The sequence below is a fragment of the Pikeienuella sp. genome (assembly GCF_046290545.1).
Classification (GTDB): Bacteria; Pseudomonadota; Alphaproteobacteria; order Rhodobacterales; family Rhodobacteraceae; genus Pikeienuella.
In genome coordinates, this window is the sequence record NZ_JBKAGV010000016.1 from 82,188 (window position 1) to 97,520 (window position 15,333).

The 15,333-nt window shown below is 69.3% G+C and carries 13 protein-coding genes; 2 read left to right on the forward strand and 11 right to left on the reverse strand.

The window, feature by feature from the left end:
* Positions 1–87: 87 nt before the first annotated feature.
* Positions 88–510, forward strand: coding sequence for a hypothetical protein (locus ACE37J_RS15605; protein WP_409712568.1), 423 nt, complete (start codon positions 88–90; stop codon positions 508–510).
* A 6-nt stretch (positions 511–516) separates the two neighbouring features.
* Here the strand turns inward: ACE37J_RS15605 and brnA are convergent, their stop codons facing one another.
* The 5 genes from brnA to ACE37J_RS15630 all read right to left on the reverse strand — a co-directional run bounded on the left by brnA (position 517) and on the right by ACE37J_RS15630 (position 6,610).
* Positions 517–726 carry a type II toxin-antitoxin system BrnA family antitoxin gene (brnA, locus tag ACE37J_RS15610; protein ID WP_409712570.1) on the reverse strand — a complete coding sequence of 70 codons (210 nt, stop codon included), beginning with the start codon at positions 724–726 and terminating at the stop codon, positions 517–519.
* Positions 723–2,120: a magnesium transporter gene (mgtE, locus tag ACE37J_RS15615; RefSeq protein WP_409712571.1), complete on the reverse strand. Its 1,398-nt coding sequence runs from the start codon at positions 2,118–2,120 to the stop codon at positions 723–725. The genes brnA and mgtE overlap by 4 nt, the downstream gene beginning before the upstream one ends.
* Positions 2,121–2,206: 86 nt before the next feature.
* Positions 2,207–4,120 (reverse strand): diguanylate cyclase, encoded by a 1,914-nt coding sequence (locus tag ACE37J_RS15620; protein ID WP_409712572.1) that lies wholly within the window; start codon positions 4,118–4,120, stop codon positions 2,207–2,209.
* A gap of 70 nt (positions 4,121–4,190) precedes the next feature.
* The gene (locus ACE37J_RS15625) at positions 4,191–5,201 is read right to left on the reverse strand and encodes a TIGR01620 family protein (RefSeq protein ID WP_409712574.1); all 1,011 of its coding nucleotides are present in this window, start codon (positions 5,199–5,201) and stop codon (positions 4,191–4,193) included.
* Positions 5,198–6,610, reverse strand: coding sequence for a YcjX family protein (locus ACE37J_RS15630; protein ID WP_409712575.1), 1,413 nt, complete (start codon positions 6,608–6,610; stop codon positions 5,198–5,200). The genes ACE37J_RS15625 and ACE37J_RS15630 overlap by 4 nt, the downstream gene beginning before the upstream one ends.
* Before the next feature lie 130 nt (positions 6,611–6,740).
* On the opposite strand from ACE37J_RS15630, the gene ACE37J_RS15635 reads away from it, so the two are divergent.
* Positions 6,741–7,646, forward strand: coding sequence for a pirin family protein (locus ACE37J_RS15635; protein WP_409712577.1), 906 nt, complete (start codon positions 6,741–6,743; stop codon positions 7,644–7,646).
* 6 nt (positions 7,647–7,652) lie between these two features.
* Here ACE37J_RS15635 and ACE37J_RS15640 read toward each other — a convergent pair whose 3' ends face one another.
* From ACE37J_RS15640 to ACE37J_RS15665, 6 genes are all read right to left on the reverse strand, one after another.
* Complete coding sequence (locus tag ACE37J_RS15640) at positions 7,653–7,946, reverse strand: CcdB family protein (protein WP_409712579.1); 294 nt, start codon at positions 7,944–7,946, stop codon at positions 7,653–7,655.
* Positions 7,946–8,170, reverse strand: a complete 225-nt coding sequence (locus tag ACE37J_RS15645; RefSeq protein WP_409712581.1) for a type II toxin-antitoxin system CcdA family antitoxin — start codon at positions 8,168–8,170, stop codon at positions 7,946–7,948. The genes ACE37J_RS15640 and ACE37J_RS15645 overlap by 1 nt, the downstream gene beginning before the upstream one ends.
* Before the next feature lie 39 nt (positions 8,171–8,209).
* Complete coding sequence (ade, locus tag ACE37J_RS15650) at positions 8,210–9,994, reverse strand: adenine deaminase (protein WP_409712583.1); 1,785 nt, start codon at positions 9,992–9,994, stop codon at positions 8,210–8,212.
* A gap of 98 nt (positions 9,995–10,092) precedes the next feature.
* The gene (locus tag ACE37J_RS15655; RefSeq protein ID WP_409712584.1) at positions 10,093–11,079 is read right to left on the reverse strand and encodes a C45 family autoproteolytic acyltransferase/hydolase; all 987 of its coding nucleotides are present in this window, start codon (positions 11,077–11,079) and stop codon (positions 10,093–10,095) included.
* Position 11,080: 1 nt separating this feature from the next.
* Complete coding sequence (locus ACE37J_RS15660) at positions 11,081–12,532, reverse strand: biotin carboxylase (protein ID WP_409712586.1); 1,452 nt, start codon at positions 12,530–12,532, stop codon at positions 11,081–11,083.
* Positions 12,510–15,299: an aminotransferase class I/II-fold pyridoxal phosphate-dependent enzyme gene (locus ACE37J_RS15665; protein WP_409712588.1), complete on the reverse strand. Its 2,790-nt coding sequence runs from the start codon at positions 15,297–15,299 to the stop codon at positions 12,510–12,512. Before ACE37J_RS15665 ends, ACE37J_RS15660 begins: the two co-directional genes overlap by 23 nt.
* Positions 15,300–15,333 lie beyond the last annotated feature (34 nt).

The following is a 15,333-nucleotide window of genomic DNA, read 5'->3' on the forward strand; positions in this document are numbered from 1 at the left end:
GGCGAGAGGCGACGTTGCGTCACTGACCTTCCGGATCATTGCGCGCCGCCGCCCGCGCCCGCTACCCGGGCGGAAAGGGAGGCGGCGATGGCGACGATCGGGATGCACAAGCTCTGGCTGAAGGTGGCGGCTCTCGTCGTCGGCTCCTTCGGCCCGGTCTTCTTCCTCGGCACGATGGAGGCGACGCTGGAGCCGGCGCGCTGGTCGCTCGACCTCCTCGCCTGGCCGCCCGACGGGGGGACGACCTGGGAACATCCCGACACGCGGTTCCTCTCCGCCCTGACGGGCGGGTTCCTCTTCGGCTGGGGCGTCACGATCTGGATGCTCTCCGGCGCGGTCTTCGACGCGGCGCCCGAGGGCGTGCGCCGGGCGGTGATGACCGGCCTTCTCGCCTGGTTCGTGCTGGACAGCGCGGGCTCCATCGCCTCCGGCAACGCGGCGAACGCGCTCATCAACGTCCTCGTCCTCCTCCTCGCCGCCGGCCCGCTCTGGCGCCCGGCGCGCGGGTGAAGGGCCTCAGCCGAGCCGATCGGCGATCCGCATCCTGATGAGCGCCTGCCGGGTGACGCCAAGCCGCTTCGACTCCCGGTCAGGCGCGGAGACGACCCAGGCGGGGAAATCGACATTGACGCGCCGCGCCTTCGACCAGTCCACTGCGGCGGAGACGTCTTCGCCGGCGTCGAAACGCTCCTCGAACTCTGCGGATTTCATCGCCTTGTCGCTCACAGCAGCAGCCACCCCCCGATCCCGAGGAAGAGGAAGAATCCCACCACATCCGTCACCGTGGTGACGAACGTGCCCGAGGCCAGCGCCGGATCGGCCCCGGCGCGGTCGAGCGCCAGTGGGATGGCGATGCCGGCGAGGCCGGCGACGAGGAGGTTGCCGATCATCGCGACCGCGAGGACGACGCCGAGCATCGGGTCCCCGAACCAGATCACCCCCATGATCGCGACGAGAACCGCGAAGGCGACGCCGTTGATGAGCCCCACCAGCGCCTCGCGCCCAATCACCCGCCACATGTTCGCGGCGGTGAGATCGCGCGTCGCGAGGGCGCGGACCGCGACGGTGAGCGTCTGCGTCCCCGCATTGCCGCCCATCGAGGCGACGATGGGCATGAGCACGGCGAGGGCGACATAGGCCTGTATCTCCGCCTCGAAGATGTCGATCACGAGGCTGGCGAGAATGGCGGTGAGAAGATTGACGGCGAGCCAGGGGAAGCGGGATTTCGTGATGTCCCACACCCGGTCCGCCAGGCTCTCGTCGCCGACGCCGCCGAGGCGCAGGATGTCCTCCTCCGCCTCGTCGCCCATCGCCTCGACCGCATCGTCGATGGTGATGACGCCGACGAGCCGCCCGTCCTCGTCCACGACCGGGGCGGAGACGAGGTGATACTGGCTGAAGGCGTAGGCGACGTCGTCCGATTCCTGCGTCGCGGGGATCGCGTGGAAATCCTCGTTCATGATCGCGGAGAGGAGCGTGGGCCGGCCCGAACCCATGATCCGCCCGAGCGGGATGACGCCGAGCGGCTTCATCGCCGGGTCCACCACGATGACCTCATAGAACGGGTCCGGCAGCTCCTCCGCCGCGCGCATCGAGTCGATCATCTGGCCGACGGTCCAGAACGGCGGGGCCTTCACCAGCTCCCGCTGCATCATGCGGCCGGCGGAATAGTCCGGATAGGCGAGGGATTGCTCGACGACGACCCGCTCCTCCGGGTCCAGCGCTTCCAGCACCTTCTCCTTCTGCGCGTCCTCCAGATCCTCGACCAGATAGACGACGTCGTCGGAGTTCAGCTCCTTCACCGCCTTGGCGAGCACGGCGGGATCGACGAAATCCAGCACCTCGTCGCGCACCGATTCGTCGAGCTCGGAGATCACCTCGGCGTCCAGCCCGTCTCCGAGGGCGCGGATCAGCGCCTCGCGATCCGCCGAGCCGATCTGTTCGATGAGGTCCGCGAGGTCCGCGACGTGGAGGTCGTCGACAAGGGCGAGGACGCGGGGCGCGTCTTCGGCCTCCAGCGCTTCGAGCACCTCGGACACGACCTCGGAATCGAGGCCGTAGGCCTCGTCGTCCCTTTCCACGTCCGCCTCGGGGCGGCGCTCTGGTTCGGATTCTGTCATCGCGCGCTCCCGGCCGGCGACGCATGACGTAGCGGGCCAGGCCCCGCGGCGCCACCCGGCGCGGGGCCGGGCGGCGCAAAATCGCCTCAGGCGGCGGCCTGCACCCGGTTCCGCCCCGCATCCTTCGCAGCGTAGAGCGCCTCGTCGGCGTTCGCCAGCAGGTCCTGGATGGCGCTGGCCTCCTCGCCCGTAGTGGCCACTCCGATGGAGATCGTCACCCGCAGCGTCTCGCCGCTATGGCGAAGCTGAAGCGCCTCGACCGCGGCGCGGAGCTGCTCCGCCCGTTCGATGGCCCGCTCTTCCCCGCAGCCCGGCATGACGACGACGAATTCCTCCCCGCCGAAGCGGCAGGGCACATCCGCCTGGCGGAAGGTCTTCTGCAGGAGCTCGGCCAGCGCCTTCAGCACCGTATCCCCCGCCTCATGGCCGTAGGTGTCGTTGAACCGCTTGAAATGGTCCACGTCGAAGGAAAGGAGCGCCGCCTCCCTGCCCTGCGCCGCGCAGCGCGCCAGCTCCCGGCGCGCATAGTCGAGAAAATAGCGCCGGTTGTAGAGGCCGGTCAGCGGGTCCTTCGTCGACTGCTCGCGCAGGAGATCCCGCATCTTCACGTTGGCGATGGCGAGGCTGATATGCTCGGCGCAGAAGTTCACCAGCTTCTGCGTGTCCTGCCCCGCATCCGCCCCGAGTTCGACGGAGAGAAGGCCGACCGTGTCGCCATGCGCGATGATCGGCAGGCAGTATTGATGCTCCGGCGGGCCGTCCGTCCGCGTCGCCATCACATGGTCGCAGCAGATGTCGATCGTGTTGTCGCCGTAGAAATAGGGGCGGCCGCGGCGGAGCGCCCAGCAGGCGGAGGGCTCGAACTCCTCGATCTGCGCCGCCGCGCCCCAGGCGCAGGCGCGGTGCAGCGCGTCGCGCGTCGTCGGATAGGTGTAGACGGCGCCGGAGGAGCCCGGCAGCAGCTTGCCGAGGAAGGTGCTGACCACGGCGAAGAGCTCGTCCAGCGTGTCGCTCGACTGGAGCCATTCGTTGAACTCGGCGAGCATCCGGGATTCGGTGCGCTTCGCCTCCTCGAACCGCCGCGCCGCCGCAGCCTCCGCCTCGGCGCGCTTGCGCTCGGAGACGTCGCGCCCGACGAGGATGAAATTCGTATGCTCCCCCCGGTCGTTGAAGACAGGGATGATCTCCTGCTCCATCCAGTAGGGGGGGCCGTTCCGCCGGTGGCAGATCATCTCGATGGTGACGGACTGGCGGCTCCGCACCGCCTCGTCGATCCGCGCCAGCGTCGCCGGCGCGCTCTCCGGCCCGGTCAGCACGTCGCGCGCGGAGCGGCCGAGGAGGTCCATCTCGAGGTCGAGCCCGTTATGCCGGCGGAAGGCCTCGTTGGCCCAGGCGACGCGATAGGTCGGGTCGGTGATGACGATGAGGTCCTTCGCGTGGGCGGCGACGAGGCTGAGGCGCTGAAGCTCTTCCTGCCGTTCCTCCACGCGGGCCTTTTCCGAATTCAGCCGCGCAAGCTCCACGCCGAGCTTGCGCTCCATCTTCTCCGCCCGCGCGCGGCCTTCCTCGGATTTCAGCTCGCGCGCACGAAGCTCCGACACGTCGATGGAGACGATGGCGTGGCCGCCGCCGTTGCGCGGGCGCGCCTTGTGAAGGAGGTGGCGGCCGGAGGGCGTCGTCGTCTCGAAGGCGAATGGTTCGCCGGAGCGGTAGAGCCCGTGCAGGCCCTCGATCCGCGCGGCGTCCAGAACGCCCCGGTTCACGAAATGCTCGAAGAGGTCCGAGCGGCGGTCCCCCCGCTTCAGCCCGTAATCCTCGAGTTCGAGGAGCGCCACCGCACGGTCGTTCACGAAGTCGCACCGGCCCTTCGCGTCCCAGGCCACCACGCCGGCGTCCAGCATGTCGCACTGCGCGAGATGCGCGAGCGCATCGGGCGCAGGCGCCGCGCCCGGCGCCTCCGCCGCCTCTTCCGCCGTCGCCTTGTGGTCGAAGTGCTTCATGCGTCACCCTGGCTGTCCGAAGCCGAGGGCTACCGGGTAATCCCCGCGATTCCGTTAACGAAATGCCGCGTTAACGATCTTCGCCCTCGCCGCGGCGGAGGAAGCCCTGCAGCGCCCCCGCCATGAGCGCCGGAACCCGCGGCGCGGCGCGCGCGACGAAGGGTAGCGGGCGGCAGACCTCCATCGCCGCGATTCCGATCCGCGCCGTCATCGCGCCGTTCGCCGCGCCCTCCCCGAAGCGGCGGGAGAGCTTCGCGAGCGCGCCGCCGCCGAGCGTCGGGCCGAGGAGATCGTCCCCCAGCGCGATGAGCCCGGTCGCGGCCAGATGCGCCGCGACGGCGCGCATGAGCCGGAGCGAGCCGGCCCAGCCGGAACGGCCGCCATAGATCTCCGCCACGCGGCGGATCATGCGGAGATTGATCGCGAAGGCGAGGAGGACGTCGAGCGCGGGAAGCGGGATCAGCGCGGTCGCCGTCGCCGCCTCCCGCGCGCCGCGCTTCACCGCCTGCTCCGCCGCCGCGTCGAGCGGGGCGAGGAGCCGCCGCTCCCCGAGGTCGAGGAGCGCGTCGGCGTCCATCAGGTCCGCCGCCCGCGCCTTCGCCTCCGCCCGCGCGGCGGCGAGTTCGGGGCGCCCCGAGAGGAAGGCGGAGAGCCCGTCGAGCGCCGCGGCGGCCGCCGCCCTGTCCCGCCCCTCCCGCGCTGCGGCGGCGCGCAGGCGGAGCGCGTCGATCCGGCCGAGGCGGGAGAGGCCGGCGATCTCCCGGAGCGCGACGAGGAGCGCCGCCGCCCCGGCGAGGATCGCGAGCCCGAGCGCGACGCGGCCGAGCCAGAGATTGCGGGCCAGCAGCGCTTCCACCACCTCCACCGCCCAGAGCCCGAGCGCAAATGTCAGGAGCCCGCCGAGCCCGGCCCAGAAGAGACCGGCAAGCGAAAGGCCGCGCCTCCCGGCGCGAAGCGGCGGGGTCGGCGGCGGCGCGTCGTCGACGGGCGGCGCCTCGGCGGCGGAGGCGGGCGCGGGCGGCAGCCGCTCCAATCCCTCCTCGATCAGCTTCGGCCCCCGCCGTCCTGTCGTCTCGCTCATGTCAGCTTGTCCCCGATCAGGAAGTCGAGCGCCCGGTCGAGCCGGATATGCGGCAGCCCCTCCCCCGCCGTGAGGCGCGGCGGCCCGAAGGCCATGGCCCGGAACTCCCCGTCGAGCCAGCCGCCCCCCGGCTCCCCCGCGGAGGCGCGGGCGGCGGCGAGGACGGGCGCAGGGTCCCGCGGCAATTCGCCGGGGTCGAGCGCGGCCTCCTTGCCCGTGGCGAGGAGCCGGCCCCTTACGGCGCGCATCCCCTCCGCCTCCTGCTCCACCGTCGCGCGGAGAGCGGCGATGGCCATCGCCCGCGTCTCCGCCCCGCGAAAGGCGGCGCGCGACACGCTGTCGGAAAGGAGCGCGGAGAGGATCGCCGTGAGCCGGTCATGCTCGGAATGATGGAGATGGTCCGCCTTCGTCGCCGCGAAGAGGATCCGGTCGATCCGCGCGCCGAGGATCGAGGCGAGCCAGGAATTGCGCCCCGGCCGGAAGGCGGAAAGCGCCTCGGTCATCGCGCCGGCGAGGTCCGCCACGGCGGCCGGGCCGTCGGAAAGCGCCGTCATCAGGTCCACGAGCACGATCTGCCGGTCGAGCCTCGCGAAGTGATCGCGGAAGAAGGGCTTCGCGACATGGCGGCGATAGGCGTCGAACCGGCGGGCGAACTCCGCGTGGAGCGCATCCCGCCCCGCTTTCGGGGGCAAGGGGCAGAAGGCGAGCGCGGGCGAGCCCTCCATGTCCCCCGGCATCAGGAACCGGCCCGGCGCGAAGCCGGAGAGCCCCGCCTCCCGGCAGGCGCGGAGATAGCCGGTGAAGGCCGCGGCGAGGCGCTGCGCCTCCGCCTCGTCGAAAGGCGCCGCCCCGTCCCGCGCGGCGAGCGCGGCGCGCCATGTGGCGGCGTGCGGCGCGCGCGAGGGCAATGCCGCCGCCGCCAGCGCCTTCGCCGACCATTCGTCGAATTCGGCGTCGAGCAGCCCGAGGTCGAGCAGCCATTCGCCGGGATAGTCCACGATGTCGAGATGGAGCGCGCCCGGCCCCTGGAGCCCTGCGAAGAGCCCTTCGCGCCGGTAGCGAAGGGAAACCCGTATCTGGCTGATCCGCCGCGTGCTTTCCGGCCAGCGTGGCTCCGCGCCTGAAAGCGCGGCGAGATGGTCCTCATAGGCGAAGCGCGGCGTCCCCCGGTCGGGGTGCGGCGTGACGATGGCGGAGAGGAGCCGCCCCTCCGCCTCCGCCCGGAACTGCGTCATCCGCCCCCGGGCGAGGAGGTTGGCGACGAGCGAGGTGATGAACACGGTCTTCCCCGCCCGGCTGAGGCCGGTGACGCCGAGGCGCACGGTGGGTTCGAACAGCATCTCCGCCGCGCCGTCCCTCGCCTCTTCGGCGAGGCGAATGATGTCGTCGGCGATGTCGGTCAGGCGCAAGGCGGCTCCCCCTTCGAAGGCCCTATATGGCGGCCCGGCGCCGGCGGGGGAAGAGACTGTTTCCCGTCCGGCGCCTGACGGGCGGGCGCCTTGGGTCTATATCCCGGAGCGAAGAACAAGGAGACGCATCATGTCCATCCGCCCCGTCGCCCGCACCGCCGCCGGCCAGCGCACGCTGGAAGGCGCCGGCGTGCACCTCTCCCGCGCCTTCGGCTTCGGCGACCCTTCGGAGCTCGACCCGTTCCTGATGCTGGACGATTTCCGGAACGACGACCCGCGGCACTACGAGAAGGGCTTCCCCTGGCACCCCCATCGCGGGATCGAGACGATCACCTATGTCCTCGCCGGCGAGGTCGAGCACGGGGACAGTCTCGGCAACCGCGGCGTGCTCGGCGGCGGCGACGTGCAGTGGATGACCGCGGGGCGCGGGATCATGCATCAGGAGATGCCGCGCGGCGACGCGCTCGGCCGGATGCACGGCTTCCAGCTCTGGGCCAACCTCCCCGCCGCGCAGAAGATGACCGCGCCGCGCTATCAGGACGTGAAGTCCGGCGAGATCCCGACCGTGACGGACGATGACGGCACCGCCGTCCGCGTCGTCTGCGGCGATTTCTGGGGCAAGTCGGGCCCGGTGGACGGGATCGCGGCGGACCCGCGCTTCCTCGACATCTCGATGCCGCCGGGCCTCTCGAAGCGCTTCAAGGTGGAGGTGGACCGCCACGCCTTCGCCTATGTCTTCGCCGGCCGCGCCGATTTCGCCTACGCCTCGAAGCCCTTCGGCGTCCTCGTCGAGAAGGAGGTGAACGGAGAGGAGGTGCATGTGCGGGACATGAGCGGCGACCGCACGCTCGTCGTCTTCGACCGGGGCGACGAGGTCTCCGTGAAGGCCGGGCCGGAAGGCGTGCGCTTCCTCCTCGTCTCCGGCGCGCCGTTGAAGGAGCCCGTCGCCTGGCACGGCCCGATCGTGATGAACACGCGGGAGGAAATCATGCAGGCGGTGAAGGAGCTTCGGAACGGAACCTTCATCCGGGCCTGAAGCGGCTCAGAAGCCGTGAAAGGCGAAGTCTAGCGCGCGGGTGATCTCGTCGAACCGCTCGACGAGCGAGCCGACGGGCCGCCCGAGCGATGAAGCAGGAACAGCGGCGAGGAGATGGGTTTCCATGACCATTTCCTCGCCGTTGACAAGAAAGACCGGGTTCAGCTTCTCGGAGACGAACGCCGCGTCGGCCTTCGGTAGCAGCGGGACCACGATCCGCGTGTTCAGGGCGCTCAGATAATCGTCCTGCACGTCGAGCAGAAAGCCTTCGCCAAAGACGTGCACATCGTATTTCGCCATCAGAACTGGCGAAACCGGGCGAGCGGCAATCCGTTCTTCTCGACCCACTCGTTCGCGCGCGCGATGGCCTCCGCATTCTCCCGCCGCCACGCCTCCCGCGCCGCTTCGCGGAGCCCCGCCTCCGCAGCGGCGCTGAGATTGACGCCGAGCGCCTTCGCCTCCTCGACGAGCGCAGCGTCGAGCGAGAGGTTCACGGCGCGCTTGCGCTGCGGGCGGTCGAGCATCTTGCGTCTCCATCGGTCATGCGCAGAAGATATGCGCAGTCAGACGAACAAGTCCACTGTCTCGAAGGTGCGCACGTCCACGAGGCCTTTGTCGCTGATGCGCAGCTCGGGGATCACGACGAGACCGAGCAGCGAATGCTGCATGACGGCGTTGTTCATCCGGCACCCCGCCGCCGCCATCTCCTCCAGAAGCCGGTCCGCCTTCGCCGCGACGATCTCCGCCCGCTCGACGGACATGAGCCCGGCGACCGGCATCTCGATCAGCGCCTTCTCCTCCCCCTCGCGGAAGAAGGCGATCCCGCCGCCGACCTCGGCAAGCCGGTTCGCCGCCGCCGCCATGTCCGCCGAAGAGGTGCCGACGACGATCATCTGGTGGCTGTCATGCGCCACGGTGGAGGCGAGCGCGCAGGGAACGTCATAGCCGAAGCCGGAGACGAAGGCGTTCACCACCTCCCCCGTCGCCCGGTGCCGCTCCACGAGCGCGATGCGGGCGACGCCGCCCTCCGGCTCTACAAGCCCGTCCCGCACCGGCAAGTCGGCCTCCAGCGCCTTCGTCGGCGCCTGGTTCTCCACCACGCCGATGACGCGGGCGCGGACTGAATTGGCCCCCGCGGGCGCCCTCACCGCGAAATCCGCCGCGCCGAGCGGCCGCGCGAGGCGGACCGTCCCCTTCGCGCTCTCGGGGTATTCATAGGGCGGAATGTCGGCGACGAGCCGCCCCGCCTCCGCCATCAGCCGCCCGCGCGCATAGACGCGGTCGATGGCCAGCGCCGCGAGGTCGGAGACGATCAGGAAATCCGCCCGCCTTCCCGGCGTGATCGAGCCGATCTCCCGCTCCATGCCGAAATGCCAGGCGGCGTTGATCGTGGCCATCTGGATCGCCGTGACGGGGCGGACGCCCTGCTCGATCGCGTGGCGCACCACCCGGTCCATATGCCCCTCGCGGACGAGCGTGCCGGAATGGCTGTCATCGGTGCAGAGCACGAAATGCCGGCTGTCGAGCCCCATCTCGGTGACCGCGCGCACCTGCTGCGCCACGTCATGCCAGGCGGAGCCGAGGCGGAGCATGGCGCGCATCCCCTGCCGGACGCGCGCCGCCGCGTCCTCCGCCCGCGTGCCCTCATGGTCGTCCTCGGCTCCGCCCGCGACATAGGCGTGGAAGGCGCGGCCGAGATCGGGCGCGGCGTAATGCCCGCCGATCACCTTCCCCGCCGCCATCGCGGCGCGGACCTCCCCGGCCATCCGCGGGTCGTTCGCGGCGAGGCCGGGGAAGTTCATCACCTCCCCGAGGCCGACGATGTTCGGCCAGCGGACCATCTCCGCGATCTCCTCCGGCCCGAACTCCGCCCCCGCCGTCTCCAGCCCCGGCGCGGAGGGGACGCAGGAGGGCGCCTGCACGAAGACATTGGCGGGCGCCGCCATCGCCTCGTCATGCATCAGCCGCACGCCCGCGAGGCCGAGAACGTTCGCGATCTCGTGCGGGTCGATGAAGAGCGTCGTCGCGCCATGCGGGAGCACGGCGCGGACGAACTCCGTCACCGTCACCATCCCGCTCTCGACATGCATATGCGCGTCGATCAGGCCCGGAACGAGGAACCGCCCCTCCGCCTCCACAACCTCCGTCTCCGGCCCGACGCAATGCGAAGCGTCCGGCCCGCAATAGGCGAACCGTCCGGCGACAATGGCGACATCCGTATCCGGGATGACCTCGCCCGAATGGACGTTCACCCACCGCCCCCCGCGGATGACGAGATCGGCGGGCGCGCGCCCCGCCGCCACGTCCACAAGGCGCGTCAGGGTTTCGTGGCGGGGGGCGAGGGTCATGGCGCGGTCTCCGTGGCTTTAGCCGAGCATAGGGGAGCGGCGCGTCACTGTGGAGAGGGCGCAGGCGATGCGGCCGGCGGGCGCGCCCCCCCGCCCCGTCATAACGGCGCCGGGATCGCCTCCGGCGTCAGGATCTGCCGCGCGCCCTCCTCGAAGGCGGCGAAGCTCTGGGGCCAGTCCGCCCCCGGCCAGCAGAGCGCCATCGCCCCCTCCGCGGGGCGCCAGGCCGCCGTGTAGAGCGTGCCGAAGCCCGCGGCGAAGGCGGTCGAATAGAGCGGCGGGCGGAGGAACGCGCCGATGAACCGCTCCTCCGTCTCGGGGTGAAGCGTCAGCCGCTGCAGGAGGAACCGCTCCCGCTCCACCGTCGCCGTGAAGCGGGCGTGATGCGCCCATTCCACCCGCTCCTGATGATTGGTGGCGACCGGGGCATGGGTCACCAGCGCCTCCCGATCCGGCGCGAGCCAGACGGTCACGAAGCGCCGCGCGGCGTCCAGCGCGGTGACGTTGTAGCTCATGTGGCAGGGGATGCGCTTCAGCGCCGCGGCCGCCTCCGCCGCATTCTCGCAGGTCTCCAGCACATAGCGGAGGATGAGCGGAACGCCGAACCCCTCCCCGATCTCCCGCCGCCCGCCGAAGGTGAGCGAGACGGCGAGGCCCGCATCGTTCATCCCGTCGATGACGCCGAAGAGCCCGTCCGTCATCGCGATCACGCCGCGCCGCCACCGCGTCTTCAGCAGCACCGCGTCGAAGGCGTGCGGGTTGTAGTCGTAATTCCGGACGAGCAGCGGCGTCTCACCGGGCCATACCGCCTGGCTGCACCCGGCGAGATAGGCGGGCGGGCGTAAGAAGGAGAGGAACCGCGCCGCCGCGTCCCCGCCGCCCGCCAGCTCCGAAAGCTCTTCATGCAGGTCGAGGATTTCCGGCATGTGCCGGCGGATCGCGTTCCGCCCCTCGCGCCATGTCGGCCGCGCCGCGACCCCTTCGCGCCCCCACCAGCGCCGGTAGGCCGGCCAGTATTCCGCGAAGAGCCCGGCCCATTTCGGGCCGGGCTCCGCCTCCTCCACCGCGCGGAAGAGGAGCCGCATCTCACATGATCTTGAAGGCGTGATCCTCCAGCGCCGCCGCCGAGGGCAGCGGGCGGGCGGAGAAGGCCGTCTTGATCCCGTGAATCCACTTCTTCGAACGGTCCGTCAGTTCGAAATTCTTGGTCATCGACCGCCCGCGGGTCACGAGAATGCCGAGGTCCGCGCCCTCATAGCGGAAATCGCCCGGCCGGAGGATGCGGAGGAAGAAGGCCTCGTCCTCGCTCTCCACCGCCCGCCGGTGATAATCGAACCGGTCGAAGACGACGCGCCCGTTCGGCATCATCCGGTAGATGCCGGATTGCGGCGCCTGGGTGATGACGTCCACACTGTCATCCGTGTGCTTGATGACCATCTGGGACCATGAATCGATCATGTCCGGGTCGGCCCAGCGGGCGTTCAGCTCCTCCACGTCGAGGCTGAAGGGCTTGCTGCTGAATTCGAGCAGGTGGAAGAGGAAGAGCGGCGCGTCCGCATGGGCGAAGGCGGCGTGGTTCGTCATGGAGGAGGCGCCGGTGATCCGCGGGTTGAGCTCCCCGAGCCAGATGTCGCCGCTCTTCTTCTCGATCAGGAAGTCCAGCTCGAAATAGCCGCGATAGCCCTCCTTCCGCAGCTGCTCCCCGAACTTGAAGGTGAGGTCCCGCGCCATCTTGCGCGTCTTCGGTGGGAAGGCGGTGGAGAAGATTTCATTGCCGCACCAGCCGCCGCGATAGGGCGTGAGGTCGGAAAAGCCGACAAGCTCCGTCATCAGCGGGCCGACGATGGTGCCCTCCGCCGTGGCGCAGGCCTCGATGGCCGAGCCGCGGCAGTCGATCCGCTTCATGATCTTGATCTCGCCCTCGCCGACGATCTCATGCTCGTGCCGGCGGAAATCCGCCTCGGACTTGATGAAGAAGGTCGTGTGCCCGCTGTCGCCGAAGGCGGATTGCAGCACGAGGTCATGCCCGATCCCGGCCTTTTCCGTGATCTCCCGCAGCGCCTCGTAGCTCGGCACTTCGGCGAGCACGTTCGGCACGGAAGGCACGCCCGCCTTGTCGCCCACGCGCACCGTCTCGATCTTGTTGTCCATCTTCGTGCGGAGCTTCGCCTTGGGGAACCAGAGCTCCCCGCCAAGCTCCTTCACCAATTCCTCCGTCTTCTCGTCGAACATGAGGAAGACGAATTTCGGCTTTCCGCCGCGGCGCTTGATGAGGTCCACCACCTCCTTGTGCTGGAGCAGGTAGTTGTTGATGTCCTCGATCGACTGGAACTCGTCATGCGGCGCTTCCGACGGCACAAAGACATTCGGGTGCCGCCCGTCGAAGCAATCCATATAGCAGATGTATTTGAAGTTCTTCACCCATTCGTCCAGCCCGAGCAGGTTGAAGTTGGTCGCCGAGACGAAATAGACCGGGTCGCTGTTGGTGTGAAAGAACCTCCGGATCTCCGAGATGTTATTCAGCTTTTTCTTCGGCATTTTTGTGTCTCCCTGTCTTTTTCGCCGTTTCGCCTGAAGCCGCCGCCAGCGCCGCGTCGGTGAAGACGCGCAGCCCGAGGTCGGGGCGGTAGCCGTGGATTTCGCTCACATCCAGCGCCTTCATGAAGGCCACGATCTCCCGGCTGATCACCTGCCCCGGCACGAGGATGGGGAAGCCGGGCGGATAGGGGATGATGAAGCTGGCCGAGACGAGCATCCGCCCCTCGTCCAGCGCCGCCATCACCGAGCCGTCGAGCGCGAGATAGTCGCAATTCTCCTCGTCATAGGCGAGGAAGAAGGCGCTCCTGATGTCGCCCTCGGGCGTCTCGCCCTCCCGGAAGGCCTCGTGGAAGCGGCTGAAATCCGGCAGAGGCGGCACCAGCTCCACAAGGCTCCGCACCCGGCGCTCGAAGCCGAGCCGTTCCATCTTCGAGGCGTCGTCCAGCCGCTCGTCCAGCTCCTTCGCGATCTCCACCAGCACCTCGATCAGATAGGCGACGGAGGAGCGCGTGGTCCCGATATTCGTCATGAAGAGGACGGTGTTGCGGGAGGTCTTGTTGATCTGGATCCCGTACTTGTCCATCAGGATGCGGGTCTTGAACGTGTCCCCGTCCCATCCCGTGCCGCCGACGGCGAGGGTCACGCGGGTCGGGTCCAGCACGAACTCGTCCCGGCTCCAGATGTCCCACTTGTCGGACCAGCCCTGTTCGGGGTCGTAATAGCTCGTCACGCCGCTTTCCCGATACTCCTCCGGGATCATCTCGCCCGCGGTGAGGATGCGGAAATACTTCTTCAGCAGCGGATGCGTGGCCACCGCGCGGCGGATGCCCATCGCCGCCTCGACCTGGTGCTGCACGAACTCGAAGCCTTCGAGCTCCACCTGCCGGCGCCCGACATCGAGCGAGGCGATGATCTGGTAGTTCGGGGAGGTGGAGGTATGGGTCATGTAGGCTTCGTGGAACGCCTGCTCGACCTCTCCCTTGAAGTCCTGATCGTTGACATGGATCATCGAGCCCTGCCGCAGCGAGGTCAGCGTCTTGTGCGTGGACTGGGTGGCGTAGGCGCGCACCCGCGCGTCCGGCGGCGGGATGAGCCGCGTCTTGAGCAATGTCTCGCGGTCCGCGCCCTCCAGCGCCTTCTGCTGTTCCGCGAAGGCCTTCGCATGGGCCGCCGAGCGCAGCTTCTCCCGCAGCGCGCCGGCGACATGCATCGCCGTCCGCTGCCGGTAGGTCGGGCTGAAGCGGGCGAAGGCGAACCACGCCTCGTCCCAGAGGAAGACGAGGTCCTTCTTGATCGCGAGGCATTCCTCCATCACCCGTTCGACATTGTAGACGAGCCCGTCGAACGTGCAGTTGGTGAGGAGGATCATCCGCACCTTGTGGAGCTTGCCCGCCGCCTTCAGGTCAAGCAGCTTCTCCTTGATCTCGCGGATCGGCACGGCGCCGTACATCGAATACTCGTGCAGGGGATAGGACTCGGTGTAGACGACATTGGCCCCCGCCAGCACCATCCCGTAATGGTGGGATTTGTGGCAGTCCCGGTCCACCAGCACGATGTCGCCGGGGCGGATCAGCGCCTGCACCACGATCTTGTTGCAGGTCGAGGTGCCGTTGGTCGCGAAGAAGGTCTGCTTCGCCCCGAAGGCCCGTGCGGCGTATTCCTGCGCCTCCTTGATCGGCCCGCGCGGCTCCAGCAGGCTGTCGAGCCCGCCCGAAGTCGCCGAGGTCTCCGCGAGGAAGATGTTGGGGCCATAGAACTCCCCCATGTCCTGGATCCAGTGCGAGCGGGTGATCGACTTGCCGCGGCTGATCGGCATGGCGTGGAAGACGCCGGTCGGCTGCTTCGAATACTCCTTCAGCGCCGTGAAGAACGGCGTCTTGTGGCGCTTCGCGACGCCGCGGAGGATGTTGAGGTGCAGCTCCAGAAAGTCTTCCTGATTGTAGAAGACGCGGCGGCACCCCCCGAGGTCGAGCCCGGCGATGTCCTCCGCCGAACGGTCCGTGATGAGGTATGCGTCGAGTTCGGGGCGGACCTTGGCGATCAGCCGGCAGCATTCCGGCCCGTAATGCGAGGGCTCCAGCGCGTCCACATCCTCCTCCTCGCCCAGCCGGTTGAGATAGGCGTTGAGGATCGGCAGCTTGTTTGCGGATTTCAGCTTCAGCCCGGGGCGGACGACGACGGCCTGAACGTTGTGATTGAAGAGAATGCCGATCAGCGCATCCTCGAGGCTCGGCAGGATCACCGGCTCGTAGACGAAGGCGTCCTCCGGCCGGCGCATGGCGAGGAGGGAGGCGCGGAGCCAGCGTTCCTGCGCATCCGTCACGTTGTCGACGATCAGCACCTCGAAATAGGGCCGGCCAAGCGCCCGCGCGCCGGGGGAGAGCGTGTCGTCCTCGATATCCTCCGCCTCGTTCTCCGCCGTCATGAGCGGAACGTGCCGGCGGCGATAGGCGCCGGTGGCGAGCGCGCGGGCGACGCGGCGGGCGGCGAAGGCGAATTCGGGGATCTGCCGCCCGTCCAGCATCCGCTTCAGATGGGCGAAGGCGGCGTGGCCGGGAAAGGCCCAGTAGCGCTCGATCGGGCCGAGAGCGGCGAGCAGCGTCTCCGCCTCCGCCACCAGCTTCGCCCCCTTCCGGCCCTGCGGCCCGTGGCGCGTGAGCGCCTCTGCCGTTTCCCGCAGGGCGCTCCACCGGTCTGCGCGGAGCTGCGTGGCGCTGAAATAGTCCCCGATGGAGGGCAGCTTCGGCTCGGGCGCGGCGATGTTCATGTCATTCTCCTCGCCCGGACCTCCGGGCTGCAGT